This is a genomic window from Peribacillus sp. NPDC046944 (genome assembly GCF_050272735.1).
Lineage (GTDB): Bacteria > Bacillota > Bacilli > Bacillales > DSM-1321 > Peribacillus.
Genome location: NZ_JBNNML010000001.1, coordinates 91,226 through 115,233, shown reverse-complemented (window position 1 = coordinate 115,233; position 24,008 = coordinate 91,226). Strand labels below are relative to the sequence as shown.

The window sequence follows — 24,008 nt, the reverse complement described above, 5'->3', positions numbered from 1 at the left end:
CGTCTTAGATACGAAAAAGACCTCACCAAAAAATCGGCAAGGTCTTGCAAACAACTGTAAATTAGTTGCCAATAAAGCCGAGGATGGACATCCTGTACTGACGACTTTACTGTATAGCTACTCCCCTTAACAGAAGAATTCATTTATTTAGTTACATTACAGTAAGTATAGAGGATATCATGCTCATGGGTCAAATTAAAGAATCTGAAAAGAGTCAGTCCCAAATAGGAGATAACAGATTCTTGTCGAATAGAATAGATGTTGGTAATCATGTTGTTTGTAGATAAATATGAAGGGAAACCTATTTTGATTCCAAATCTAAAGAAAAAACATTCCCTCCACCCGTAAGGATAGGCAAACGAATGAAAAAGGGGTTCCATTATGAGATATAACTATGATATGAAGCGGATAGGATGGATGATCTTTGCCTTTGGGGTATTTGTTTTCGTGCTATTCAAAACCGTTGAGAATTTCCAAGAATATAAAGAGCTGAAGCGTGAGGATGAAAGCGAACCGATGACGGCCGTGGTTTATGAAAAAACGGCGGCACAGGACCTATTGTATGGAAAAACGTATTACATGGTTTTACTCAATGAAAAACTCACAGGTAAGGTTGCTTGGAATTTGGATATTGGACAGAGAGCGTATGTGGAGAAAGAGGAATTTGACAAACTCGAAATCGGAGATACGGTTAGCGGGTTCAAAATCGATGGTACTTTTCATAATCAGGAGGATTTAAAGGGGGAGTATTCTTCCTATTATATTGGCCTGGCTTTCGTCAGCATTTATATCTTTGGTTATATCTCGTATTGGTTGAGTAAAGTTAAGTTTGTGGTAACCTTTTTTCAGCGGATGGAGAGAAAAAAACTTTTCAATTCATTCCTAGGTTTCCTTCTATATGGTTTATTTTACGGAGGCATACTAATAGGTCTATTATTCGGTTTCTATTATATGGGGCAAATGGTGATGAACGCATATGATAAATATTCGGACGAGGGTCGAATCGAAACTACGGCTGTTGTGACCGATCATTTTGCCGACCGGAATTTAGGCCGTTATGCAGATAGTGAGTATTTTTTGGCACTCAGCTTTGAGAATCAAGCAAACGAGACCGTGTACCTGACGAAGGAAGTCACAAGCCATGCCTATTATGCATATAAAGATCAGCGGGTCCCGATTTCTTACAGTGAAGAAACTCCATACAAAATATATCTGCAGGAAACGAGCTGGAAAGACGTTTTTCAAATTATGACCACTAATGAGTTGATGATGTATTATATTGTATTGTTTATTACGGTGGCACTGATTTACGTGTTCATATGCTGGAGACGCTTTAAAAAGACAGGTTCCTATTTTCCTGTAAAGAAGGGAGATCCCCCACTTTCTAAGTGAGGGGATTTTTGGCCTGGTACTTTTTCAAGCGATATTGGAGGCTTTGCCGGCTTATATTCAAGGCTTTGGCTGCTTGGGAGATATTCTGGTTATGTTCTTTTAACACCTTTTCTAAATAGAACTTTTCTGTATGCGCCATATAATCATCAAGAGGGAGGGTCCCTTGATGAGAGGGAGGGGAAGGCGCTTTGGTTTCCATCTCCTCTTCTTCCCTATTCGCTTTCTTTTTGAAGAGAGTGGGAAGGTGCGAGATTTTTATGTGCTTATCGCCAGGTTCTAGCAAATTCATGGCCCCTTCGATGATATGTTCAAGTTCTCTTACGTTGCCATGCCATTCATAATCATAGAAAAGTTCGTAGGCTTCTTCGCTGATTCCTTCGATGTCCAATTCGAAAAGCGCATTGAATTTGTCAATAAACGATTGGGCGAGCAATGGAATATCCTCTTTCCGTTCCCGTAGCGGGGGTATGAATAAAGACACAACGCTTAAACGGTAATAAAGATCTTTACGTAAATGGCCGTTTGATATGGCATCAATCGGATCTTCATTGATGGTTGCGATGACGCGGACGTCGATATTCTTATCTTTCGTATCACCTACGCGACGAATCTTCCTTTCTTGAAGGGCCCGCAATAATTTTGCCTGCAAATTGGGGTTCAGGGAATTGATCTCATCAAGAAGGATCGTGCCGCCTTCTGCTTGTTCGAACAATCCCGGTCTTTCGACGGAGCCGGTGAAGGCACCTTTCTTCGTTCCGAAAAGGATTCCTTCTATTAAACTATCGGGAAGTGCTGCACAGTTCTGGCTGATGAATGGGTGTTTGGAGCGACTGCTTCCATTATGGATGCTTTGTGCAAAAAGTTCCTTTCCCGTTCCAGTTTCCCCAACGATGAGGATGGTGGAAGAGGTTCTTGTCGAACGCTTGCTCTTTTCGATGACCTCCAAGAAATTCGCACTGACACCTAGGATGCTGTCAAAGGTATATTTGGTGTCGCCCTTATTTAATATATTATCCTTGATGATTCGTTCCAGGTTGGTAATATCCTTGGCTACTTCGATGGCCCCGATGATATTTTGCCTGGTGTCGAATATCGGATAGGTATTATTGATGGTCGAGATTTCCTGCCCCAGGCTATTGAAGTAAGTCTGTTTCGAGTTTTCGGTTGCATGGCCGGAGTGAAGGGCCCTGACCAGTGTGCTTTCCGTTTCTTCTTTGAACTTAAAGATGTCGTGAATCTTCTCTCCTAATACATCTTTTGAATCCATTCCCTCAATCTCCGCCATCTTTTTGTTATAGATGACCGTCAAGCCGTTCCTATCTATAATATGTATGCCTATATCAATCACATCCACAAGTGAATGGAGAATCGTTTGAAAACCTTCTATTCTCATAATCTGGTTTAAATCCATGAGGCACCTCCAGGTTTTTCCTTTTGTTGAAGCTAATTGTAAAGTAAATCCAATATTGGTGCAATTATTATTTGCACTGCAAGAATGCATGGCGGAAAGGTGCCAAATATTTTTGCGGATTTTATGAAAAAAATGGGTGAAACCCCTTTCCTGAAATATATTTTTTCTTTGAGTTAGGGTGTTTTTGATAGAGGCCTTTATTTTTGGCATGGAACTTGCTAGTTGATAGATAGGGGGACCTGAACTGATTTTTCAACAATGAAATATGCTACATCTTCATCTACAACGTAAATCATAGCGGAAACGTTTAAATCATAGGGGGAATTTATATGAAAACTGTGACGGAAAAGGTTATTGAACAAACTGAACAATATGGGGCAAACAATTATCATCCACTTCCCATCGTCATATCAAAGGCAGAAGGAGTATGGGTAGAAGATCCAGAAGGAAACAAGTATATGGATATGCTTAGTGCCTATTCAGCCGTGAACCAAGGTCATCGGCACCCAAAAATCATTCAAGCGCTAAAAGACCAAGCGGATCGTGTAACGTTAACGTCCCGAGCGTTTCATAGTGATCAATTGGGTCCGTGGTACGAAAAGGTGGCCCGTCTTACCCAAAAAGACATGGCCCTTCCGATGAACACGGGGGCTGAAGCAGTTGAAACGGCCATCAAGGCTGTTAGACGCTGGGGCTATGATGTAAAAGGAATCGCTGAAGACCAAGCGGAAATCATCGCTTGTATCGGCAACTTCCATGGCCGGACGATGACAGCCGTTTCTTTATCTTCCGATGATGAATATAGAAGGGGGTTCGGGCCGATGTTGCCAGGAATCAAGTTGGTTCCCTATGGTGACCTTGAGGCATTGAAAGCAGCCATCACACCGCAAACGGCTGGATTCCTGATTGAACCGATCCAAGGGGAAGCGGGCATCATCATTCCACCAGCCGGTTTCCTGAAAGCGGCATTTGAACTGTGTAAAGAAAATAGTGTATTGTTCGTTTCGGATGAAATTCAGTCGGGCCTTGGCCGGTCAGGTAAAACATTCGCCTCCGATTGGGATCATGTTGTTCCTGATATGTACATTTTAGGCAAGGCACTTGGTGGTGGGGTTTTCCCAATCTCTTGCGTGGCGGCCAACCGTGACATCCTAGGCGTCTTCAATCCTGGTTCACATGGTTCTACATTTGGGGGCAATCCATTGGCTTGCGCGGTTTCCATCGCTTCCTTAGAGATTCTTGAAGAAGAGAAACTTGCGGAACGCTCGTTGGAATTAGGCGAATACTTTAAAGAAAGCTTGAAGGAAATCAATAATCCGAAGATTAAAGATATACGTGGAAAAGGCTTATTTATCGGAGTGGAATTAACAGTGGAGGCAAGGCCTTATTGTGAAAAATTAAAAGAGGAAAACTTACTGTGCAAGGAAACGCATGATACCGTGATCCGCTTTGCTCCGCCACTTGTGATTACGAAGGAAGAACTAGATTGGGCTATTGCCCGTATTAAAAAAGTTTTAGCTTAATGTCGCTTACTGATTCTGAGTCATGAAAAAAGGGTATTCCAAAAAAAAGCGTAGGCTTATCCATTTTGGAATGCTCTTTTTCGTCTGCAAGGATAAAGGAAATCCAAAATCAAGGCGGTACAAATGAAATGTGTTCATATAGGGGGAGGAGAAAGAATGAATCATGACATCATTTATGTGAACGGAAAAATATTCACAGCCAATCCAACACAACCTTATGCAAGTGCTATGGTCATTCGTGATGGGCGCATACACTGGATTGGGGAAGAAGAAACCAAAGGGATGACTGGAGAGCGCATGAACCTTCAAGGACGCCGGGTGTTGCCGGGGCTCATCGATGCACACTTGCATCCATTGTATCTAGCCGGGTCTTCCAAGCAAATTTCCTGTATGCCGCCTGTTGTCGAATCACTGGAAGATTTAATTGACGAAGTTCGTAAGGCAAGCGAATCACAAGATTCCGGGGGTTGGATAGAAGGATGGGGATATGATGAGGGGAAATTAAAAGAGCGTCGTTCGCCTTCACGCTGGGATTTAGATCAAGCCACGACGAAGGTTCCCGTTATCATTACGCGCACATGCACTCACATGGTTGTGGTCAACAGTAAGGCACTGGAACTCGCCGGCATCACCAAAGATACACCAGACCCAGTGGGTGGAAAGATTGATAGAGATCCGTACGGTGAACCGACGGGCGTTTTACGTGAAAACGCAAAAGGTTTAGTCCAACAAGTAATGCCCGTACAAACTGTTGAGGAAGAAATAGAAGGACTTGTGGAATTAAGCCCAAAATTGCTATCGCACGGAATTACGGCCATTACGGATTTGATGGCAAAGCCTAAACCTGCGGATTATTTAGACATGTATCGTGCTGCTACGGAAAAGGGCATGAAGCAGCGTGCAGTCCTGTATTACATATGGGAAACCATGAAGGACGATCCGATTTTAGCCAAGAACAAAACGAATAGAGACCAGGACAATCATATTGGAGGAATCAAGTTATTCGCCGATGGAAGCGTTTCTGGCCAAACGGCCTGGGTCAATCCGCCATTTTTAGGGGAAGGCGAGAACTATGGCATCCCGATGACCACTAAGGAGGAGTTGCTACTTGCCGGTCAAGCAGCCGAGGAGAATTGTATCCAATTGGTCATACATGCCATGGGTGAGCAGGCGATCGATTTAATCATTGATACCTTTCATGGCAAGAAGGGCTGGATGGAAGATGGCCCTTCCATCAGGATAGAGCATGCGGCCATGCCTTCTAGGAAGGCCCTTCAACAAGCGAGTGAAATGGGAATCGCATTCGTCCCACAACCGATCTTTCTTTACGCCGAAATTGAATCGTATCTTACTAACCTTGGGGCTGAGCGTACGAAGCAAACGTATCCGATTCGTTCCATGTTGGATAAGGGGATCCTGGTGGCCTTCTCATCTGATGCACCTGCAACGGCTTGGGCCGATCCGGTCAATCCATTTATCGGGATGATGGCAGCCGTCACACGTAAGGCCTATGATGGAACGGATACAGGGCAGGAACAACGCATAGACATTGAAACGGCCATCATGCTTTATACAAAAGCGGCACAGGAAGTCACGCGCATCCCGGATGTTGGCCAGCTTGCACCGGGCTTTCATGCCGACTTTATTGTCCTGGATAGGGACATTTTGACCATCAAACCGGAAGAAATAGGGGAAGTGCAGGTTGAAGAAACGTATATGGCCGGTAAGAGGGTCTTTCAAAAAGAAATAGCAGGGTGATGTTCAAAAGCAAGAGAAGGCGCTTGTACAGTGCTCTATATCTGGGGCTTCCTCTCTGGAAGCCCCTTGTTATTAGGCGAGAGGTATCCTAAAATTCTATATAGAATGGATGGGTGCTTTCATCCAAACAGCATTCAATTCTCTGACTGAAATTCCTGAAAGTCACCATTTCCAAAGCCTGCTCAATGGGATAATACCCCACTTCCAAACTCTCTGGTGACGTTGTTACTGTTCCTCCAACTGGTTTAGCTAAAAATAGTGTATTACAGATGGACTCTTCAACATTTTGAAAGATCCCACAAAATTTCAAAACCTCTATATCCATACCTGTTTCCTCTTTCGTTTCTCTTATGGCGGCTTCTTTCAAGGACTCGCCTTCTTCAACTTGTCCCCCATGCATTTCCCAACCTCGCATGGGCCCCTTGATTAATAGAATTTCCCCTTGCTCATTGATTACAATCGTTGCTGCTGAGACGATGTGTTTTGGTGGTGAGAAGATTTTCTGCGTGCCATGTTCCAATCGACTTCCCCATTTCTATTGTTTAGTAGTCTAGCTGTTGCCCGTTCCTCGGACTTCCTGCCTGGTGCTTCCTCCATAATACCACCACATGTAAAAAAATTCCTTTTGGAGCGTAGGACTCAAAAAGAAGGCTTCGAATAAATGAAACGATATACCTATATATACTCTTGGGGATTAAATCTCATCTAAGAACAATTATGGTAGAATAAAATAATAACCCAAATAAAGTAACCTCAGTATGTTTTATGAATTTTATTGGGACATCTTACATATTCATGTAACAGTACTAAGTATTAAGAAGGAGTGTCATTCAACTATGAAAATATCAGAATTAAAAAGAGAAGCAAGGCTTTCATTGAAAGGGAACTGGGGAACGGCATTAGCACTTTCGTTAATCATGTTCTTGGTTAGCATTGTCATACCCACCACATTAGAAATCATGTTAAGTGGAGGGTGGGCAGAATGGTCAAACCAGGAAGTGACGCCGATATGGGCGTCTGCAATGGATATGCTTATATCGATTTTAATAATACCGTTCTCGATAGGTATTTACTGGTTTTATCTTGACCTGGTAAGAATGGAAAGTACATCGTTCGAGAAAACATTTTCGATTTATAAGGATGGGAAAATGTTTTCAAAAGTGATCATTGTATCCATTGTGCAAGGAATATTCGTCTTTTTGTGGTCTTTATTACTACTCATACCCGGGATTATCAAAGCTTTGGCGTATTCCCAAGTGTTTTTCTTATTAAAAGATCATCCGCACTTAACGACGCTTGAAGCGATTACGGAGAGCCGGAGAAGGATGAACGGCCTTAAATGGAAGTACTTTCTCATGTGCTTAAGCTTTATAGGGTGGGGAATTCTTTGTTTATTCACGATAGGAATTGGATTCTTATGGTTGGTTCCTTATATTGGGACAACGATGGCCGCCTTTTATAACGAATGGATAGCCTCTCAGGTTGAAAGTGAAATAGTGGAATGAATTTTTAGCCGGTAGCATAATTGCTGCCGGTTTTTTTATGTAAGGAACTTCATAAAATTATAGAATGGGTGGGTAAAAAGTGGTGGGATGGAAGGTTCATGGTTACTCTTGGGTATTTATCTTATAATGGTGTAGTTTACTATTAAAGGTAAATTTAGAAATTACATAGTGGAACATGACGATTCTAGTAGGAATTTTGAAAAGATAGGGGTCGATATCATGACTGAAGTTATTGCCGTAAAAGAAATCCCACAGTTTAAGACACGTACAGAGGAATTCAGCCCGTACGATTGGTGCAAAAAGATGCTAGAAAATGATTCTGTGATCTATCACAAGGGAACGGATACGTGGAATGCTTTTAAATATGACCATGTTAAACTTGTACTCAGCGATTACAAGCATTTTTCGAGCGTACGAAAACGGACCACGATTTCAGTTGGTGCAGATAGTAAAGAAGGGGCCATCCCTGACAAGATTAACTTGATTGGGGTGGATCCACCCTCACACAGAAAACATCGTTCGCTTTTAGCGGCTGCCTTCACGCCCAGGAGCCTACAAAACTGGGAGCCTCGCATTCAAGAGATCGTGAATGAACTGATCGAGGACATAGGGGACTCCGAAATGGATATTGTCCATTCATTGACAAGCCCCCTTCCTATCATTATTATGTCTGACTTGCTGGGGGTGCCTTCTAAAGATCGATTGCTCTTCAAAAAATGGGTCGATATCTTATTCCTTCCTTTTGAAAAGGAAAAAGAGGAAGAAGTTAATAAAAAGAAGCAAATAGCCGCAAAGGAATACTATGAATATATCTATCCTATCGTTTTGGAAAAGCGCTTGAATCCAGCAGATGATATCATTTCCGATTTATTGAAGGCGGAAGTGGATGGGGAAACGTTCACAGATGATGAAGTGGTACGGACGACGATGCTGATATTGGGAGCAGGAGTGGAAACGACCAGCCACTTGCTGGCCAACTCGTTTTATTCGCTTTTGTATGATGACCCTACCGTTTATGAAGAACTGCACCAAAACCCGGAATTGGTACCACAAGCGGTCGAAGAAATGCTGCGGTACCGGTTCAATTTAGTCAAATTGGATCGCACGGTCAAAGAAGATAACAATCTTTTGGGTGTGGAACTTAAGAAAGGTGACGTCGTGATCGTTTGGATGAGTGCGGCGAACTTGGATGAAGCCATGTTTGAAGATCCTTTCAAGGTAAACATCCACCGACCTAATAATAAGAAACATTTAACGTTTGGGAATGGCGTACATTTCTGTTTAGGGGCACCGCTCGCCCGACTTGAAGCCAAAATTGCCCTCACCACATTCGTGAAGAAATACGCCCGCATCGAACCAGTCGAATCTTTCAATTTAGAAGACAGGCTGACCGATGCCGCGACGGGACAAGCCTTGATGTCGTTACCGATGAAGGGGTATAAAGCCTAAGATAAACCGGGACTGTCGAATAGACAGTCCTTTTTCGTATTCTGGCTTTTTCCATGTTTTATGGAACGGAATGACGTTTCAATCGTATACGTAATTAAATCACTTCTTTAGGAGGCGGATAGGATGAAAATCAAGACGTTTTATGGCTGGACGGAAAAAGGAATGGATAAAAAAGTGAATGAATTCTTAGCGGCGGTCCCATCCATTAATGTTGTGGATATTAAGTTTGGTAGTCCGGTATTTTTTTTTAGTGCGATGGTCATATACAAGGAAGAGTTTCCATCACCTTAACAAATGGAAGATAGGGGGCCCACTTTTATGGAGAAAGAAGTTGTCATCGTAAAAAAAGAAAGAAAAAAGAAGTATTATAAAATAGGGATGGTCCTTCTGATGCTATCTCTGCTCACTTGGCTCATTCCGATAGTGGCTCCATTTACGCCTTTTTCGACAAACATAAAGGCGATGATCATTGGTGGAGCCATCATCATCGCCGAAATCATGTTCTGGGTAGGAGCCATTTTGGTTGGAAAAGAAGTGGCAGCGAGATATAAAAGTTACCTCCATCCAAAGAATTGGAGAAAGAAACGGGAAGGTGAGAATCATCGAAACTGAAATGCTGAAAATATTTAATGAAGACCGAACCCATATCGGTGAAGCAACGAGGGAAGAAGTGCATAGGCTCGGACATTGGCATGAGGTGTTCCATTGCTGGTTCGTCAGTCGGGAAGATGAAGTGGATTATCTCTATCTCCAACATCGCTGTTCTATGAAAAAGGATTATCCGGATTTGTTGGACATCACGGCTGCAGGTCATTTACTGGCTCACGAAACGGTGGAAGATGGTGTAAGAGAAATTAAAGAAGAGTTAGGCATCGCGTTATCTTTTGATGAGTTGGTGTCAGTAGGGGTGATGGAAGACTGTGCGATGATGGAGAATTTCATCGATAAAGAACTGGTCCATCTATTTATATATAAGAGCACGAATCCGCTGAGTGATTTCACCTTGCAAAAGGAAGAAGTGTCGGGAATCGTGAAGGTTAAACTGGAGGATTTCGAAAAGCTATGGTTCGGTCCTATAGAAGAGATACATATTCAGGGATTCGAAATGAATGATCTGGGTCAGCGCGTTACCGTCGATCAATATGTAGGCAGGGATCGATTCGTTCCGCACGAAACTTCCTATTACGAAGGCTTGATCCAGTCGATTAAACGTGAATTAAAATAAGAAAAAAGTCAGGGATTTGATGGTTTTTGTCGAAAAATCGATATATGGAGGTTTTTCGACGAAACAAATCCCCTTTGGGAAGATATCTTTCCATTTTAAGAAGATAAACTCGCTCCTTTGATAGATAAATATCTCAGCTTATATAAGTCCTAGAGGGTAGTCAGTCCCCGTTTTGCGTCTCTAATTGCAGTAAGAATTCCTTCATTTCCAATCCGCCCCGGTATCCGGTGATTGCCCCATTTTTTCCGATGACCCGATGACATGGAACGGTGATTAGCACGGGGTTGGCCCCGATGGCCGTTCCGACCGCACGAACAGCGGTGGGTCTTTGAATCATCATCGCAATTTCGGAGTAAGAAGTGGTTTTTCCGTATGGAATCTGGTTCAATGCTTCCCAAATGGCTACTTGAAAAGCGGTTCCCCTCACATCCACAGGTAATGAAAAAGTCCGTCGTGTTCCCTCGAAATACTCATATAGTTCAGTAAGATAAGGATGTAACGCTTCTTCACTCTCCAAAAGAATCGACTGAGGAAACCGTTTTTGTATCCACTTTTCCAAATCTTCATAAGACTGACCAGGTGAACCGACATAACAGAGGCCTTTCTTCGTTTTCGCTATGTATAGATGCCATTTGTCGTATTCTAAAACCGCCCAATTAATGGTTTCTTTCATATTCCTCCTCCTTTTTTTAGAGATTTCTTCTCTTTTTAGTATACAAGAAAGTGTACTGTAACCAACAGTTCAATGAAAATTTACATACACTTAAAAAACAAATGGTAGTATAGAGACACGAAGAAATTTTGATATTCAGGGGGAAGACACATTGGGTCATAGTAAACAAAACAAATGGAAGGATATCAAAATAGCGGAAGTTCTTCAACTAGCCTTGAATACGGCCTTGATCTTATTGGCTTTATCGTTATGCGTATTACTTGCTAAGGAAATCTTCTATTTCATAAAGATGGCGCTTTATAATCCGGAAATACGGATAGAATTCGAACTCTTGGAACGCATTTTGATGTTCTTTTTGTATTTTGAATTCATCGCGATGATCGTTAAATATTTCAAAGAGGATTATCATTTTCCTATACGATATTTTCTCTATATTGGCATAACGGCCATGATCCGGCTCATCATTGTCTACCATGAAAATCCGGTACATACCCTTCTTTATACGTTATCGATTTTAGTGTTGATTATCGGCTACTATATCATGAGCTCCGCGACGGCACGGAAGGGAAAACTTTAACGAAAAATCTTATAGATGAAAGCGCCGTGGGTCATACCAGGGTGCTTTTTTCTATAATTTCCAATCAATCTAGAAACCTCCTTGACAATTACAAGTTACTAAAATATAATTACTTACATAAAGTAAGTTAATAAGGAGACTAGTCATGTGGTTCTTCCTAGAATGGGTTGCGGGGCAAGAGGTGATACTAGGCTTGAGGTCCGGTAACCGGATACAAAATCAATCTAGCATACGAGCGCAGCCCTTTCACATGGGGTCAATATATATATGGAAAGATAAGGAAGGGGTGTAAGGGTATGAGTAAATTTCATAGAAAACCAGTAACGTTTGTTGGGGAAGTGAGTATCAATGTCCTGAATTTGGCGGATGCCATTGCATTTTATGAAGAAATAATCGGTTTTCGAGTATTGGAAAAGACGAATCGTAAAGCCGTGTTAACGACGGACGGAAAAACGCCTCTATTAACACTGGAGCAGCCGGAAGATGTTATTCCAAAAGAAGGACGGACATCAGGGTTGTATCATTTTGCCCTTTTACTACCCACACGTGCAGACTTATCGGTCTTTTTACGGCATTTGCTTACCACCCAATATCGTTTCGGGGCGGCGGATCATGCTGTGAGCGAAGCACTATACATTACGGATCCGGATGGAAATGGGATTGAAGTGTATTATGACCGTCCATCGTCCGAATGGGAATGGGCGAATGGGGAAGTTAAAATGGTGACAGACCCGTTAGACGGTAATAGTATTCTGGCAGAAAGTGATGCCGCATGGAGTGGTTTGCCCGCCGGAACATTGATGGGGCATATTCATCTGCATGTAGCCAATCTAAAAGACACAGAGAAATTTTATACATCGGGACTTGGATTCAAGGTCGTGACCCGTTACGAAGGGGCACTCTTTACATCAACCGGGGATTATCACCATCATATCGGGTTAAATGTATGGAACGGTGTGGGTGTACCTACTCCTAAGAAAAACAGTGTAGGGCTGAACTGGTTTACTCTTGTTTATGCAGACGAAGAGGCGCGAAATAAAGTGATCGTACAGCTGAAACAAATAGGAGTAGAGGCCATACAAAATGATGAAGGGTATGTCATTACTGATCCATCGGGAAATGAAATCCATTTAGTGATCAATTAGGCCCTCTAGAAGGATACGATCCATTCTTTAGAAAAGGAATTCCACCAATGAAAAGAAAAAAATCACCTTACCTTGAAATCTCAAGATAAGGTGATTTTTCTTTTATGGATTATTTGATTTGGACCTTTGCATCTCCGATTTGGATATACCATTTGCCTTTTGAGAACTTCTCTTTAGATATTTCATAAACCTCAGTATCCGTTACACTAATATCTGGATTTAAGTCGGATAATACCTTAGAATCGTCGACTTTAGCTTCTACAGCATATGCGGTGCTGGCCTCGATATCTGAATCAAACTTTGTTCCTTTTTCATCCACTAATTTTATCGAAGGATAACTGAACATACCAACAGGTTCATCCGAGATATTTTTCATTTTATATTGAATGGCGATGAGTGTTCCACCTTCAGATGCCTTCTTACCAAGAAACTCGGGATCGCCGATTGTATCAAACTCTTCTTGTTTAAGTACTGTGATTTCCAGTTTGTTTTGTTTGATTACGTCTCCAACCTTGTACATGTTTTCTTTGTTAGTAGCTTCTTTAGTTGAACTGGAACTAGTTGAAGGAGATTCGTCCCCTCCTACCGAGTTTGCAATGATAATGATAACAATAATAGCTCCGATAAAAGTTAAAAACTTATGTCTTCTGAACCAATTGCGTTGGTCTTTCCCGCAATTAGGACACTTTTTCACGCCTTTTGCGATTTCTTTATTACATGTCTTACATGATGTTAATCCTGCCATTGTTGAATGTTTCCTCCTAAAGTCATGTTGTCAGTTAGCCTTTATCTTATCCTGGATTCCTTTTATAATCTATAGGATATCGAGAATAACCAATCATTACCTGTTTTGAGGGTATAAATAATGGGTAGGGAAAATTCCTTCATGGGAATAAATGCATAGTAAGGTGGATAAAGGTTTTCTAAGATAGTGAATTGTTTGACTTGCAGTGATAGACAATGGGAAGTCTTTTTAAAACTGACGCAGACAGGTAAGATCGTTCGCTCAGAAAAAGAGAACTATGGTACGATTGAAGAATATGAATACATTCACCACGCACAAAAGTGTATAGGACCTCAGGAAGGAGCAAGGCATTGAATACCAAATTGAACGTGAACATCATAAAAGATATGTGCGGTACGGTCTCCTTCAAAAGAGGGGACGCTTTTTATCGTGCTAATAAAGTATTATTCGACTCATATGGCCCTAGTGGCTGCGAAGCGACGGTTGCAGGAGTGGAGGATTTTCACGTCACCATTGATGTGGATAAAACCGGGGGCTTCCATACGAAGTGCAGTTGCCCTACACTCGCCTCTTTCTCCAAGGATTGTCAGCATATTGCGGCCGTTTTACTTGCGGTATACCATCATCAGCGCCAAGGGACCGTCCCGACTATTCAGTCCGAGTCGGGCAAGGAGCTGACGGATGGATTGCTGAGCCTTTTCAATCATCAGCCGGTGCGTTCAAGCGGACATCAACTTCACTTTGAAAATAGGGAAGTGCTTGATACTGAATTTATATGTAAACCTGTGATGGTATCTAAAGGGCAGTATATGTTCGGGATTGAAATGAAGATTGGATCGATCGATGTGCCAAATATCAGGGATTTCCTGATGAGGATAAAAGAAAGAAGGCGTTCCACCGTCTCCCTATCCTTTCAATATGACCCAAGCCTTCATTGTTTTCAAAAAGAAAATGATGCCGTCATTCAGCAGCTGATCACGGTCATTTCTGATGAAAAGGTCTATCTGGATGCTTCCGGTCAATCGAGCTACACACAGATTCATTCCTTATTGCTTCTTCCGCCCTCTTCTTGGAAAAGGCTATTTCCGCTCCTCATCCAAGCTCCCATGGTGAAGCTTCGGCATGACGGGACAATCGAGGGCGGACTCCAAAAATCGGAAGACTTGCTGCCGCTCCAGTTTGATTTTGCCAAAACTGAAAGCAAGGGATACCAGCTGAATATCAAGGGGTTGGATTCGGTAATCGTGATGAATGCCTATGATGTTGTTTTGGCTGATGGCAAGCTGTTTTCTTTGAAAAAAGAAGAATGCCAACGCCTTATCGAATTGAAATCGATGCTGGAGACTTCCGGGACGAATCGAATTCCGATTGCTTGGGATCAATTGGATGTATTCCTTGAAAAAGTGGTTCCGGGGTTGAAGAAAATAGGAATTGTCCATATTTCGGATTCGATTACCGAGCAGTTTGTTAAAACTCCCCTGATTGCCAAATTATACTTGGATCGTGTAAATAACAAATTGCTTGCCGGGCTCGAATTCCACTATGGCAATATTGTGATGAATCCCTTGGAAAGCCGGGAAAACAAAGCGGTCTCCATGCTCATAAGGGATGTGGAGAAGGAAAAGGTGATTCTAACGTTGATGGAAGAAAGTCAGTTTGCCAAGAATGAGGGCGGCTACTTCTTACATAATGAAGAACTGGAATACGAGTTTTTGTACCACAGTGTGCCAAAACTGCAAAAGCTCGTCCAACTTTATGCGACGACTGCCGTAAGAAGTCGGATTGCCAGAGGGAATCCACCTCCGCAGGTGCGGATAAAAATAAAAAAAGAACGGACCAACTGGCTCGAATTCAAGTTTGAAATGGACGGGATCCCTGACAAGCAAATACGGGAGATCCTAGAAGCCCTAGAAGAAAAACGGAAGTATTATCGTCTTCGGAATGGTTCGCTACTGTCATTGGAAACAAGGGAATTCGAAGAAATTAATCGATTCTTGAATGCCCTTCCGGTTCAACATGAAGATCTGGAAAGCGGCTTGAATGTACCAATCGTGAAAGGACTTCAGCTTCTTGACTCCGCAGATGATGGCACATTCACGATGGAGGAGTCGTTCCGTCAGTTCTTGGAGAATATCCGCAACCCAAGTAATCTGGAGTTCGAGTTGCCGGAGCGTTTGCAGCCGATACTGCGGGACTATCAAAGAAACGGCTATAAGTGGATGAAGAGTCTTGCAGGATACGGATTTGGAGGGATTTTGGCAGATGATATGGGATTGGGTAAAACGTTGCAAAGCATCGCGTTCATCCTTTCTGAATTATTCGCCATTCGACAAAGGAAGCTTCCGGTCCTCATCGTTTGCCCCTCTTCTTTGACGTATAACTGGCTGAGTGAATTCATGAAATTCGCCCCGGAGATACAAGCCGTTGTCATGGATGGCAATCAAAAGGAGCGATCCAAGATGCAGAAGGAACTGGGCGAGGTGGATGCCCTAATCACGTCTTATCCGTTATTGCGCAAAGATATTCTCTGGTATGAAAAGCAGGAGTTCCACACGGTGTTTTTCGATGAAGCCCAGGCTTTCAAGAACCCTGTGACACAAACGGCACGCTCCGTGAAGAAAATCAAGGCGGACCACCGTTTCGCTCTCACTGGTACGCCAGTCGAAAACTCTTTGGAGGAACTATGGTCGATTTTTCACGTCGTCTTTCCAGAGCTCTTCATGGGCTTGAAGGAATATAGTCATCTTTCCCGAAAACAGATTGCTCGCAGAATCCGGCCGTTTTTGTTACGCCGGTTGAAGGAAGATGTGCTGGAGGAGCTTCCGGAAAAAATCGAGACATTGGAATCGGTGGAATTGCTTCCAGACCAAAAGAGACTGTATGCGGCCTACTTAGCGAAACTGCGTGAAGATACGTTGAAGCATTTGGACAAAAACACGCTTCGGAAAAACCGGATTAGGATTCTGGCCGGTTTGACCCGATTACGGCAAATTTGTTGTCACCCTTCTCTATTTGTGGATGGCTATAAGGGGAGTTCGTCAAAATTCGAACAGCTGATGAAGATTATGGACGAATCGAGACTTTCCGGTAGAAGGGTCCTGATTTTCTCTCAATTCACGAAAATGCTTCAAATCATCGGCAAGGATTTAGCTATACAAGGGCAATCCTTTTTCTACTTGGATGGACAGACCCCATCAAAAGAACGGGTTGAAATTTGCAATCGGTTCAACGCGGGCGACCGTGACGTCTTTCTCATTTCCTTGAAGGCAGGCGGCACGGGACTCAATCTGACGGGTGCCGATACCGTGATTTTATATGATCTATGGTGGAACCCAGCCGTCGAGGAACAAGCGGCGGACCGAGCACACCGCATGGGCCAGAAGAATGTGGTCCAGGTCATCAAGCTTGTGGCCCGTGGCACGATTGAAGAAAAAATGAATGAACTGCAGGAGAAAAAAAGGCATCTGATCGAGGAAATCATCGACCCTGAAAATTCATCGTCATCTGCCCTAACTGAGGAAGACATTAGGGAAATATTGAAGATATAGATAAAAGAGGTAGTAGCTTTTGCCCTCATAAAAAAACGGCCGTCAGAAGTAAAGAACTTCTACGACCGTTTTTTATTTGAAGTGTTTCTATTTTTAAAACTAAAACCTTGGAAAATTAGATAAATCGAACTTGAAATGCATCCAATTGTTAGACACAACTACTTTTGGGTACAGTTATTTTAAACTAAAACTAAAGTTAAAGTTTTGCTTCAAATGTATTAGTACGACCAACTAGTTGCCTGCCGAAACATTGTGCCTAACCCTTAATATTAGGGTTTCTTCACTTTTATAGTTTTTATCTTCCCTTTATTTCCGGCTACATCCTTGGCATAAATTTTTAGGGTGGTATCTTTCTTTTGTTTTGGGATTTTCACAGAATATGTGCCAGAACTTGATGCGGTTGCTTGACCAAGTTTTGTCTGGCCTCTATATACATAAACAGTAGCACCTTTTTCCGCTTTACCTGTCACTTTTGTAGATTTCGTTGTTACTTTATTGACTGTTGGAGTGGCGGGTGGCGTAGTATCTCTTTGTATAACTTTTAAAGTATAAGGAATTTTATTGGATTCACCATCGTATCTTCGAAGTTTAATATAATAAATCCCTTTTTTTAGATTGAGGTTTTTTATCGTTTTAAGCTTTCCATTTCCGTAATTGGTATATAAACTTTCGTAAACGGAATTATCTTGATTAAATATTTGTACATCATAACTTGTATCCTTTGAGGCTGTTAATTGTACAGCGATATTCATATTTTTGGTCAAGTTCAAGCTATAATAATCTGAATCACTTCTTGAACTGATTACACCATTCATAGCTTTGCTAACTTTCAGAGTATCTGCTAGAGACATTGAATCATTGTCTTCCGTTTCAAATAAAGAGTTCGCCTTAAAGTTCACTTTAAAGCGGTAAGGAATATTATCTCTATCCCCATCAGTTGTTCTGATTTTTATGTAATAGGTACCTTGAGGCAATCCTGTATGTATAACAGGAATCATAGAATCCTTACCGTAGTATGTATACCAACTTTCCATTTCACTTCCTGCACTATTGTACAAAGAAATTTCGTAGCTCGTTTTCAAGGTTCTATTCATTTCGACTTTCACTTCACCACTTGATGGTACCTCAATCACATAGTAATCACTATCGTAATCTGCCCATCCGTTATACTGCTTATTTAGATTAATTAGGTTAGCGGTTGAACGATCATTATTAAATTCCTTTTCGTAAACACTACTTTGCGTATAATCGACCTGCAGTTTATATGGAACGCTTTCACCGTTACCGTCATAATGTTCAACTTTTACATAGTAAGTCCCCGCATCTAAACCTTGTGAAAAGAGCTCTTTTACTCCCTTATTTACATTATACGTAGTAGTATAATCCTCTAACGTTTCTTGTTGCGCATTTATAAGCCTTACTTCGTACCTTGTATTCAGATTATGATTAATTTTCAATACAACTTTTCCTGGTTCAGTTAAAGTGAAACTAAAATAATCATCGTCATACCTGTCGCTCAGTATGCCGTCAACATCTGCTTTACTACCCTTAAAACTAATTGGCGTAGCTGTAGAAAGTGAGTCATTCGACTCATATTCCGTTGCAGCCTCTGCAATAGGTACATGTAAGAAAATTGTAGCAATAAATAAAAATGCCGTGAATAAAAACGAGTTTTTAACCATAATAAATATCTCCTCTTTCTCTATTTATCAACCTAAAGTCACATAAATTTTAACATAAAAAGGAACGGTTAGTATATATGGCTTATTTTATTTAATTTTTTTATTTTTCTATAGAAGAACTTTTAAATGTTAACGATGGGTGAAGAATCTCTTGCGGCTAATGGGGATTTTCGATTGGACGAGTTCTTTTTTTCTCTACAAGAAGGGAGAAAAAGAGAAAACCATTTTGGAGGATCCCATGATAAAAAAGCTCCTGTTCCTTTTAACAGCTTTATCCCTTTTGCCTGCCCCTGCTGTTGCTAGCGGCCAGTCCGGACAATTTTATCCGCCATCCCATTCAGATTTCTATAACAAGAAATTTTCATGGCAGCTTTTCTTATCACACGGTGTGAAAAGAGTGGAGTTTACGCAATACGATGTAAAGATGAAGAAGCGATCTGTCATCTACCATAATTCGGTGAAGGAGAATTCTTTTCTATGAGTGGACTTCTATTGTCAAGGGACGGTGAGTGTGGAGTTATTTGATAAGCATGGCACAAGGTAGTCGAGTCGTTCATTAGACGCACGGCTGAGAAGTACTTGGATAATTCTTCTTGTTCCTATCCATATGCCGTCGCATTTTCCGATTATGATGATAAGAAGGGAAATATATAAGCGATACGTTCAAGAGGAAAAAGAAAAAGTGAACAAACAAAAACCCTATCGTTAAATAGGGTCAAATCGATTTCTTCATGCCGCATTCTCTGCATGTACGAATATATACATAATCCTTAACGGAACTTTTGAACTGAGCATTGCCGCAATTATCACAACGACCACTGACTATGTCAGGAAACTCTGCATAATCATAAATGATTGTGGTGTCATATACCTTTTTTTCTTTTGGAGTTTCTTCAGACAAAGTAAATCACCTTCATTATGTTATTTAACACATTTATCATACCAAAAAATGAGGGCAGTAGGAAATCAATCAGGAAATAAACCTAGCCATTATATATTTTTGCCCTGTTAAAAATATCCCCCAGGCCACGAGTCCGAGGGGGATGGCCAGCCCTACATGAATGGATTGCTTTAATGCCATATAAATCACAACTAGCATGGCCACTGTAGCGGGAAAACCTGCCAGAACGCCCAGTGTGAATGTATGGATATTCTGAGTGGGCTCTCCCTGAACCGTTAGCCAAATTATACTGAGGATACTGATTAATGGCAGAGCAGCCACAATCCCGCCATATAAAGGGAATCGTCGGGCCATTTCCGTTACAAGTCCAATGATGACCGCGGAACTGGCTATTTTAATGAACAAATACATTAAGTAGATACCTCACTTAATAACCGGAATGCTTCTCTTATTTGATCCCTTTCAGAAACGGATAACTTGCTAAGCGCCTGTTGTAGTTTTTCTTCATCCAATTCCGTGTTCTTTTTTAAAATGGTTGCACCGCCATCCGTTAAATGTAAATACACCTTACGCTGGTCATCTTCCGGCCGCTCCTTAAGCACCCATCCGTTTTGTACCAATTTTTTGACATGCTCAGAAGCGGTATTGTGGGAAATCGATAATTGTTCGGCAATATCCCGGATCATAACATCTTTCTTTTTTTGAATCGTTTGCAAGACTCGTACGCTTTGATGGGAAATGGCTTCTTGTTGTTGCGGATGTAAATGAAAATAGATATCCGTGAAGTAGTCATTGATTTTCTGTATCATGATTACCTCTCCTTTTTAAATCGCCTAAAACGAATATATCGTATTATACGATATAACGTCAACAGGAAAATGCCCATTTTTACCAACTATCCGCATTCGCCCTGAACCTTTCTAGCATCCATTACTTAGAATATCAAAGGAACTAGGATAGATGACCATCTAGAAAAGGGGTATACCCATGACACTTGAGTATAAAGTGAGGAAAAATGTTCTACACCTTACGGATAAGGAAAAAAAGAAATACATCACTGCCGTTTTAGCCTTAAAGGAAAAAGGGATCTATGATCGATATGTCGCCTGGCATTTGGCAGGAGGGGCCTTTCAAACTCCGCCGGGAGGAAATCCAACCACTGAAAGCCCTGCACACAATCATGCTAATCCAAGCGCAAGGAGTGTCGCGGAGAATTTACATGGAACTCATAGAGACCATAGAAGTGCCGCACATATGGGGCCAGCATTCTTGCCATGGCATCGCGATTTCCTTTGGCGCTTTGAACGTGATCTCCAAAAGATTGACCCAAGTGTGACCATTCCATATTGGGATTGGGCGGCGGATTCGGAACTGGAAGATCCGTCTTCATCCCCAGTTTGGGACGATGATTTTATGGGGGGTAACGGAAACAGGAGAAATGACTTTCTTGTCACAGAGGGACCTTTTGCAGCGGGACAGTGGGAAGTCATCGACGAACAGGGGAATCCTGCAGGGGGATTAAGGCGAAACTTTGCTGCAAATGAACCGGTAGCGACCTTACCAACGAAAGCGGATGTGAAGGAAGTGCTGAAGGTCACTCCATATGACTCGCCTCCTTGGAATACGACGAGCACCCCGAGTTTTCGCAATCAACTTGAAGGGTTCATAGATGGACCTCAACTTCATAATCGTGTCCATGGCTGGGTTGGGGGCCATATGGGCTCTGTCCCTACCTCACCGAATGATCCTGTTTTCTTTTTGCATCATGCAAATGTAGACCGGATATGGGTAATGTGGAAAATCCTTAACCGGCAGGAAAGATATTTGCCAAGAAAAGGGGGACCATTCGGCCACAATTTACATGATCCCATGTTTCCATGGGACACGACGCCTAAAGATATGATCAACCATCGGAAGCTTGGGTATATTTATGATATGGAGAGAAAGGTTGTCAAAGGAGAGCATTGATACGAAAAGCGGTAACAAAAAAAACGCGGTGAATACAATCACTGCGTTTTTATAGTGATCAAGCGCTCTCGGAAGAAGGATCCGCTCTCTTTTCTCTCGTGTGTGAAACGTAGCTATGCAGGATCATTCCAAGAATCACGATGAAGATTCCTAACCAGGAAAGGGCGGAAGGAATTGGGAGCGATAAAAATACCAGTTCACCAGCTAAGGCGAATAGGACCTCCATTGATTGTGTCGCTTCAACGGAAGCTAGTTTCTGCATGTTCCCCCGCACCATATCGGTGGCCTTGAAAAACAGGACCGTTGCAATCACACCTGAAAAGAGGGCAACCAAAAGTGATTGGAAACTCTGCATCATCGTTGGCGCCCCAACGGTGAAAAAACCATACAACGAAAGTAAAAGCCAAAACGGCAGGCTTGCCAATGTCATGCCCAACACCCGTTGGTAGGCATCCAAACGTCCCCGAGAAACGTCCATCATTTTACGATTCCCTAGTGGGTAAGCAAAGGAAGCAAGCAGGACCGGAACGATACCCAACAAGAGATTGCTGAATGTAATATGCTTGGTATGCTCCACCTGCATCAATATAATTCCCAACAGAATGATCAAGGACATGCTAAGCCCTTTCAAGGAGATTTTGCCCCTTTGCCTTAGGAGCCCATCCTTTGTTTCAACCATTTCAAAAAATAGCGGGGCGAGTAAAGCACCGGATATGATCGTGACTTGCCAGGTCCCGGCGATTAACCAGCCAGGTGAGTATGCCGAAGCATAGCATAATGGTGCATAAAATAACCCGAACCCAACAAAACTCCAAAGTAGCCAAGTTCCGGGTTGTTCTTTCATCACAAGGAGAAGAGGGCGAAGGTTTTTCCTGCTCAAAACGATACATAGCAGAAAAGGAACCATAAAGATATATCTTAAGGAAGCGCTCCAAATCCAACTGCCACCAGACAATTCCATCGACTGATTGAGAACGAAGGTAAACGCAAAGAAGAGAGCGGAACAAACCCCTATTAAAATCGGTCGCAATCGACTCACCTCTATCTGTTTTTTTGCCACCAACCACATCAAATCGGACGCATGATTCAATGGGTACCATAAAGATGTATACCCAGTTCGGAATAATTATCAGAATATTGAAACCTGATTCTTTGTTAAATTGTCTACCAGTTACCAAATAAAATCAACAACGTTTTCACTAAAATCATGAATCTACCTATTTTCGACAAAATACGACAATGTGTAATTGTTGGTATTTTTGAAGATAATTTGAATAAAAATATATTAATATATAAGAAAAGATAAAAAATACCCTCTTGAAACCTATAAAAATGCCATTATATCAGTGTTTATTCCGTATTTTTCGAATCTTCTAATAGAAGGTAGATAATATATTAAGATACGGTAATTGACGAAATTGGGAAGGGGTGGTATCTTTAATAAGAGAAAAGAATGTCGAATTTTGACGAATATAATAATGCATAATAAATAGTGAGGTAATGACAAATGAAATCTACAGGTATTGTACGTAAAGTTGACGAATTAGGCCGGGTGGTAATTCCAATCGAATTACGCCGTACATTAGGAATTAAAGAGAAGGACGCTTTGGAAATCTATGTAGAACAAGAGCGTATCATTCTTCAAAAATATAAACCGAACATGACTTGTCAAGTAACGGGTGAAACATCTGATGACAATATGAAACTTGCTGGTGGTAAGTTAATCCTTAGCCAAGAAGGCGCTGAACTTCTAATTAAAGAAATTCAAGCTAGCCTTGAAACAGCAAAATAATAGTTTTCAAGTAAAAAAAGTGCAACGGGAAGAAATTACCCGTTGCGCTTTTTTTCTTCTATTAATCTCCTATCATTCTTACTCGAACATAAAAAATGATGTTACCCATAAGAAGAATTCACATTGATAGTTTGCCCGACTTTCGGATTAATCATTTGGATTGATTATGGCTAATATCTGGTGATCTTCCCAGCGCCCCTGTATTTTTACACTTTGTTTTGCGATTCCTTCTTTGTGAAAACCGACCTTTTCCAAAACGCGTATGGAACCTATGTTATGTGGCATAACCCCAGCCTCAATCCTATGTAAACCAATCGTTTCAAAAGCATAATCCACCACCATTTTGGCAGCTTCTGTAGTGTAACCATTCCCATTGTTTTTTTGGTCTAAGTAATAACCCATGGTGGCACTTTGAAGGGGCCCGCGAATAATATGAAACAGGCTGATCGTTCCTATTAACCTATGATTAGTATTCAGGAAGATTCCAAACTCGTAACTACTATTTCCTTTTGACTTATGTCCCGAAGTTATGATTTCCTTTTGTTTTTCTAAAGAATAGTAGTTAGCTGGTTGGTCTGTCGAAAATGGTTCAAAGAACGGCCTATTTTCCACTAGCAATTGTAGTAAATTTTCAGCATCTGATAGTATAAGTTGTCTTACATATATATTTTTACTGGATAACACGATTGACCCCCTTCAGTTAATGGAATATAT

The 24,008-nt window shown here is 41.7% G+C and carries 25 protein-coding genes; 15 read left to right on the top strand and 10 right to left on the bottom strand.

The window, feature by feature from the left end:
• The first annotated feature begins 381 nt into the window (after positions 1-381).
• Entirely contained in the window at positions 382-1,392 is a 1,011-nt protein-coding gene (locus ACQKIC_RS00595) for a hypothetical protein (protein ID WP_427590704.1), read from the top strand.
• Here the strand turns inward: ACQKIC_RS00595 and ACQKIC_RS00590 are convergent.
• Positions 1,385-2,803 carry a sigma-54 interaction domain-containing protein gene (locus tag ACQKIC_RS00590; protein WP_402986778.1) on the bottom strand — a complete coding sequence of 473 codons (1,419 nt, stop codon included), beginning with the start codon at positions 2,801-2,803 and terminating at the stop codon, positions 1,385-1,387. The two genes, ACQKIC_RS00595 and ACQKIC_RS00590, sit on opposite strands and share 8 nt — an antisense overlap.
• A 329-nt stretch (positions 2,804-3,132) precedes the next feature.
• On the opposite strand from ACQKIC_RS00590, the gene ACQKIC_RS00585 reads away from it, so the two are divergent.
• Positions 3,133-4,326, top strand: coding sequence for an ornithine--oxo-acid transaminase (locus ACQKIC_RS00585; RefSeq protein ID WP_402957927.1), 1,194 nt, complete (start codon positions 3,133-3,135; stop codon positions 4,324-4,326).
• A gap of 156 nt (positions 4,327-4,482) precedes the next feature.
• A complete protein-coding gene (locus ACQKIC_RS00580; protein WP_427590703.1) occupies positions 4,483-6,084 on the top strand; it encodes an amidohydrolase in 1,602 nt (533 codons plus the stop codon).
• 88 nt (positions 6,085-6,172) lie between these two features.
• Here the strand turns inward: ACQKIC_RS00580 and ACQKIC_RS00575 are convergent, their stop codons facing one another.
• Positions 6,173-6,604, bottom strand: a complete 432-nt coding sequence (locus tag ACQKIC_RS00575) for an NUDIX hydrolase (RefSeq protein WP_427590702.1) — start codon at positions 6,602-6,604, stop codon at positions 6,173-6,175.
• Between the two features lie 316 nt (positions 6,605-6,920).
• Between ACQKIC_RS00575 and ACQKIC_RS00570 the strand changes: the two genes are divergently transcribed.
• From ACQKIC_RS00570 to ACQKIC_RS00550, 5 genes are all read left to right on the top strand, one after another.
• Positions 6,921-7,589 (top strand): DUF975 family protein, encoded by a 669-nt coding sequence (locus tag ACQKIC_RS00570; RefSeq protein ID WP_407408263.1) that lies wholly within the window; start codon positions 6,921-6,923, stop codon positions 7,587-7,589.
• A gap of 216 nt (positions 7,590-7,805) precedes the next feature.
• Complete coding sequence (locus ACQKIC_RS00565) at positions 7,806-9,038, top strand: cytochrome P450 (RefSeq protein WP_402873937.1); 1,233 nt, start codon at positions 7,806-7,808, stop codon at positions 9,036-9,038.
• Between the two features lie 123 nt (positions 9,039-9,161).
• Complete coding sequence (locus ACQKIC_RS00560) at positions 9,162-9,329, top strand: sporulation protein Cse60 (protein WP_402957920.1); 168 nt, start codon at positions 9,162-9,164, stop codon at positions 9,327-9,329.
• A 27-nt stretch (positions 9,330-9,356) separates the two neighbouring features.
• The gene (locus ACQKIC_RS00555; RefSeq protein ID WP_427590701.1) at positions 9,357-9,650 is read left to right on the top strand and encodes a transporter suffix domain-containing protein; all 294 of its coding nucleotides are present in this window, start codon (positions 9,357-9,359) and stop codon (positions 9,648-9,650) included.
• A 1-nt stretch (position 9,651) separates the two neighbouring features.
• Positions 9,652-10,263, top strand: coding sequence for an NUDIX hydrolase (locus ACQKIC_RS00550; RefSeq protein ID WP_427668490.1), 612 nt, complete (start codon positions 9,652-9,654; stop codon positions 10,261-10,263).
• Between the two features lie 160 nt (positions 10,264-10,423).
• Here the strand turns inward: ACQKIC_RS00550 and ACQKIC_RS00545 are convergent, their stop codons facing one another.
• A complete protein-coding gene (locus tag ACQKIC_RS00545) occupies positions 10,424-10,936 on the bottom strand; it encodes a methylated-DNA--[protein]-cysteine S-methyltransferase (RefSeq protein WP_402873819.1) in 513 nt (170 codons plus the stop codon).
• A gap of 151 nt (positions 10,937-11,087) precedes the next feature.
• On the opposite strand from ACQKIC_RS00545, the gene psiE reads away from it, so the two are divergent.
• Positions 11,088-11,513 carry a phosphate-starvation-inducible protein PsiE gene (psiE, locus tag ACQKIC_RS00540; protein ID WP_402873822.1) on the top strand — a complete coding sequence of 142 codons (426 nt, stop codon included), beginning with the start codon at positions 11,088-11,090 and terminating at the stop codon, positions 11,511-11,513.
• Between the two features lie 296 nt (positions 11,514-11,809).
• Positions 11,810-12,658 carry a VOC family protein gene (locus tag ACQKIC_RS00535; RefSeq protein WP_427590699.1) on the top strand — a complete coding sequence of 283 codons (849 nt, stop codon included), beginning with the start codon at positions 11,810-11,812 and terminating at the stop codon, positions 12,656-12,658.
• Positions 12,659-12,767: 109 nt separating this feature from the next.
• Here the strand turns inward: ACQKIC_RS00535 and ACQKIC_RS00530 are convergent, their stop codons facing one another.
• The gene (locus ACQKIC_RS00530; RefSeq protein ID WP_427590698.1) at positions 12,768-13,403 is read right to left on the bottom strand and encodes a DUF4352 domain-containing protein; all 636 of its coding nucleotides are present in this window, start codon (positions 13,401-13,403) and stop codon (positions 12,768-12,770) included.
• Positions 13,404-13,589: 186 nt separating this feature from the next.
• On the opposite strand from ACQKIC_RS00530, the gene ACQKIC_RS00525 reads away from it, so the two are divergent.
• Both ACQKIC_RS00525 and ACQKIC_RS00520 read left to right on the top strand, forming a co-directional pair.
• Positions 13,590-13,757: a hypothetical protein gene (locus ACQKIC_RS00525; RefSeq protein ID WP_427668488.1), complete on the top strand. Its 168-nt coding sequence runs from the start codon at positions 13,590-13,592 to the stop codon at positions 13,755-13,757.
• Entirely contained in the window at positions 13,754-16,951 is a 3,198-nt protein-coding gene (locus ACQKIC_RS00520; protein ID WP_427590697.1) for an SNF2 helicase associated domain-containing protein, read from the top strand. The genes ACQKIC_RS00525 and ACQKIC_RS00520 overlap by 4 nt, the downstream gene beginning before the upstream one ends.
• 269 nt (positions 16,952-17,220) lie before the next feature.
• On the opposite strand, the gene ACQKIC_RS00515 is transcribed toward ACQKIC_RS00520, so the two are convergent.
• Positions 17,221-18,633, bottom strand: a complete 1,413-nt coding sequence (locus ACQKIC_RS00515; RefSeq protein WP_402986765.1) for an Ig-like domain-containing protein — start codon at positions 18,631-18,633, stop codon at positions 17,221-17,223.
• Positions 18,634-18,871: 238 nt separating this feature from the next.
• Between ACQKIC_RS00515 and ACQKIC_RS00510 the strand changes: the two genes are divergently transcribed.
• The gene (locus ACQKIC_RS00510) at positions 18,872-19,114 is read left to right on the top strand and encodes a hypothetical protein (protein ID WP_402957903.1); all 243 of its coding nucleotides are present in this window, start codon (positions 18,872-18,874) and stop codon (positions 19,112-19,114) included.
• Positions 19,115-19,348: 234 nt separating this feature from the next.
• On the opposite strand, the gene ACQKIC_RS00505 is transcribed toward ACQKIC_RS00510, so the two are convergent.
• The 3 genes from ACQKIC_RS00505 to ACQKIC_RS00495 all read right to left on the bottom strand — a co-directional run bounded on the left by ACQKIC_RS00505 (position 19,349) and on the right by ACQKIC_RS00495 (position 20,343).
• Entirely contained in the window at positions 19,349-19,534 is a 186-nt protein-coding gene (locus tag ACQKIC_RS00505) for a hypothetical protein (RefSeq protein ID WP_402873837.1), read from the bottom strand.
• Between the two features lie 69 nt (positions 19,535-19,603).
• Complete coding sequence (locus ACQKIC_RS00500) at positions 19,604-19,945, bottom strand: DUF3147 family protein (protein ID WP_402986764.1); 342 nt, start codon at positions 19,943-19,945, stop codon at positions 19,604-19,606.
• Complete coding sequence (locus ACQKIC_RS00495; RefSeq protein WP_402986763.1) at positions 19,945-20,343, bottom strand: MarR family winged helix-turn-helix transcriptional regulator; 399 nt, start codon at positions 20,341-20,343, stop codon at positions 19,945-19,947. Before ACQKIC_RS00495 ends, ACQKIC_RS00500 begins: the two co-directional genes overlap by 1 nt.
• A gap of 178 nt (positions 20,344-20,521) precedes the next feature.
• Here ACQKIC_RS00495 and ACQKIC_RS00490 point away from each other — a divergent pair, with 178 nt between their 5' ends.
• On the top strand, positions 20,522-21,502 hold the full coding sequence (locus tag ACQKIC_RS00490; RefSeq protein WP_427590696.1) for a tyrosinase family protein: 981 nt from the start codon (positions 20,522-20,524) through the stop codon (positions 21,500-21,502).
• Positions 21,503-21,560: 58 nt separating this feature from the next.
• Here ACQKIC_RS00490 and ACQKIC_RS00485 read toward each other — a convergent pair whose 3' ends face one another.
• A complete protein-coding gene (locus ACQKIC_RS00485) occupies positions 21,561-22,532 on the bottom strand; it encodes a DMT family transporter (RefSeq protein ID WP_427590695.1) in 972 nt (323 codons plus the stop codon).
• A 477-nt stretch (positions 22,533-23,009) separates the two neighbouring features.
• Here ACQKIC_RS00485 and ACQKIC_RS00480 point away from each other — a divergent pair, with 477 nt between their 5' ends.
• Positions 23,010-23,294 carry an AbrB/MazE/SpoVT family DNA-binding domain-containing protein gene (locus ACQKIC_RS00480; RefSeq protein WP_402873851.1) on the top strand — a complete coding sequence of 95 codons (285 nt, stop codon included), beginning with the start codon at positions 23,010-23,012 and terminating at the stop codon, positions 23,292-23,294.
• 147 nt (positions 23,295-23,441) lie between these two features.
• On the opposite strand, the gene ACQKIC_RS00475 is transcribed toward ACQKIC_RS00480, so the two are convergent.
• Positions 23,442-23,978, bottom strand: coding sequence for a GNAT family N-acetyltransferase (locus ACQKIC_RS00475; RefSeq protein WP_402873854.1), 537 nt, complete (start codon positions 23,976-23,978; stop codon positions 23,442-23,444).
• Positions 23,979-24,008 lie beyond the last annotated feature (30 nt).

Excerpts from the sequence above, each read along its gene's own strand:
- ACQKIC_RS00595 (WP_427590704.1), top strand. The coding sequence starts at position 382 with ATGAGATATAACTATGATATGAAGCGGATAGGATGGATGATCTTTGCC.
- ACQKIC_RS00590 (WP_402986778.1), bottom strand. The coding sequence starts at position 2,803 with ATGGATTTAAACCAGATTATGAGAATAGAAGGTTTTCAAACGATTCTC.
- ACQKIC_RS00585 (WP_402957927.1), top strand. The coding sequence starts at position 3,133 with ATGAAAACTGTGACGGAAAAGGTTATTGAACAAACTGAACAATATGGG.
- ACQKIC_RS00580 (WP_427590703.1), top strand. The coding sequence starts at position 4,483 with ATGAATCATGACATCATTTATGTGAACGGAAAAATATTCACAGCCAAT.
- ACQKIC_RS00570 (WP_407408263.1), top strand. The coding sequence starts at position 6,921 with ATGAAAATATCAGAATTAAAAAGAGAAGCAAGGCTTTCATTGAAAGGG.
- ACQKIC_RS00560 (WP_402957920.1), top strand. The coding sequence starts at position 9,162 with ATGAAAATCAAGACGTTTTATGGCTGGACGGAAAAAGGAATGGATAAA.
- ACQKIC_RS00555 (WP_427590701.1), top strand. The coding sequence starts at position 9,357 with ATGGAGAAAGAAGTTGTCATCGTAAAAAAAGAAAGAAAAAAGAAGTAT.
- ACQKIC_RS00550 (WP_427668490.1), top strand. The coding sequence starts at position 9,652 with ATGCTGAAAATATTTAATGAAGACCGAACCCATATCGGTGAAGCAACG.
- ACQKIC_RS00545 (WP_402873819.1), bottom strand. The coding sequence starts at position 10,936 with ATGAAAGAAACCATTAATTGGGCGGTTTTAGAATACGACAAATGGCAT.
- ACQKIC_RS00535 (WP_427590699.1), top strand. The coding sequence starts at position 11,810 with ATGAGTAAATTTCATAGAAAACCAGTAACGTTTGTTGGGGAAGTGAGT.
- ACQKIC_RS00530 (WP_427590698.1), bottom strand. The coding sequence starts at position 13,403 with ATGGCAGGATTAACATCATGTAAGACATGTAATAAAGAAATCGCAAAA.
- ACQKIC_RS00515 (WP_402986765.1), bottom strand. The coding sequence starts at position 18,633 with ATGGTTAAAAACTCGTTTTTATTCACGGCATTTTTATTTATTGCTACA.
- ACQKIC_RS00510 (WP_402957903.1), top strand. The coding sequence starts at position 18,872 with ATGATAAAAAAGCTCCTGTTCCTTTTAACAGCTTTATCCCTTTTGCCT.
- ACQKIC_RS00500 (WP_402986764.1), bottom strand. The coding sequence starts at position 19,945 with ATGTATTTGTTCATTAAAATAGCCAGTTCCGCGGTCATCATTGGACTT.
- ACQKIC_RS00495 (WP_402986763.1), bottom strand. The coding sequence starts at position 20,343 with ATGATACAGAAAATCAATGACTACTTCACGGATATCTATTTTCATTTA.
- ACQKIC_RS00490 (WP_427590696.1), top strand. The coding sequence starts at position 20,522 with ATGACACTTGAGTATAAAGTGAGGAAAAATGTTCTACACCTTACGGAT.
- ACQKIC_RS00480 (WP_402873851.1), top strand. The coding sequence starts at position 23,010 with ATGAAATCTACAGGTATTGTACGTAAAGTTGACGAATTAGGCCGGGTG.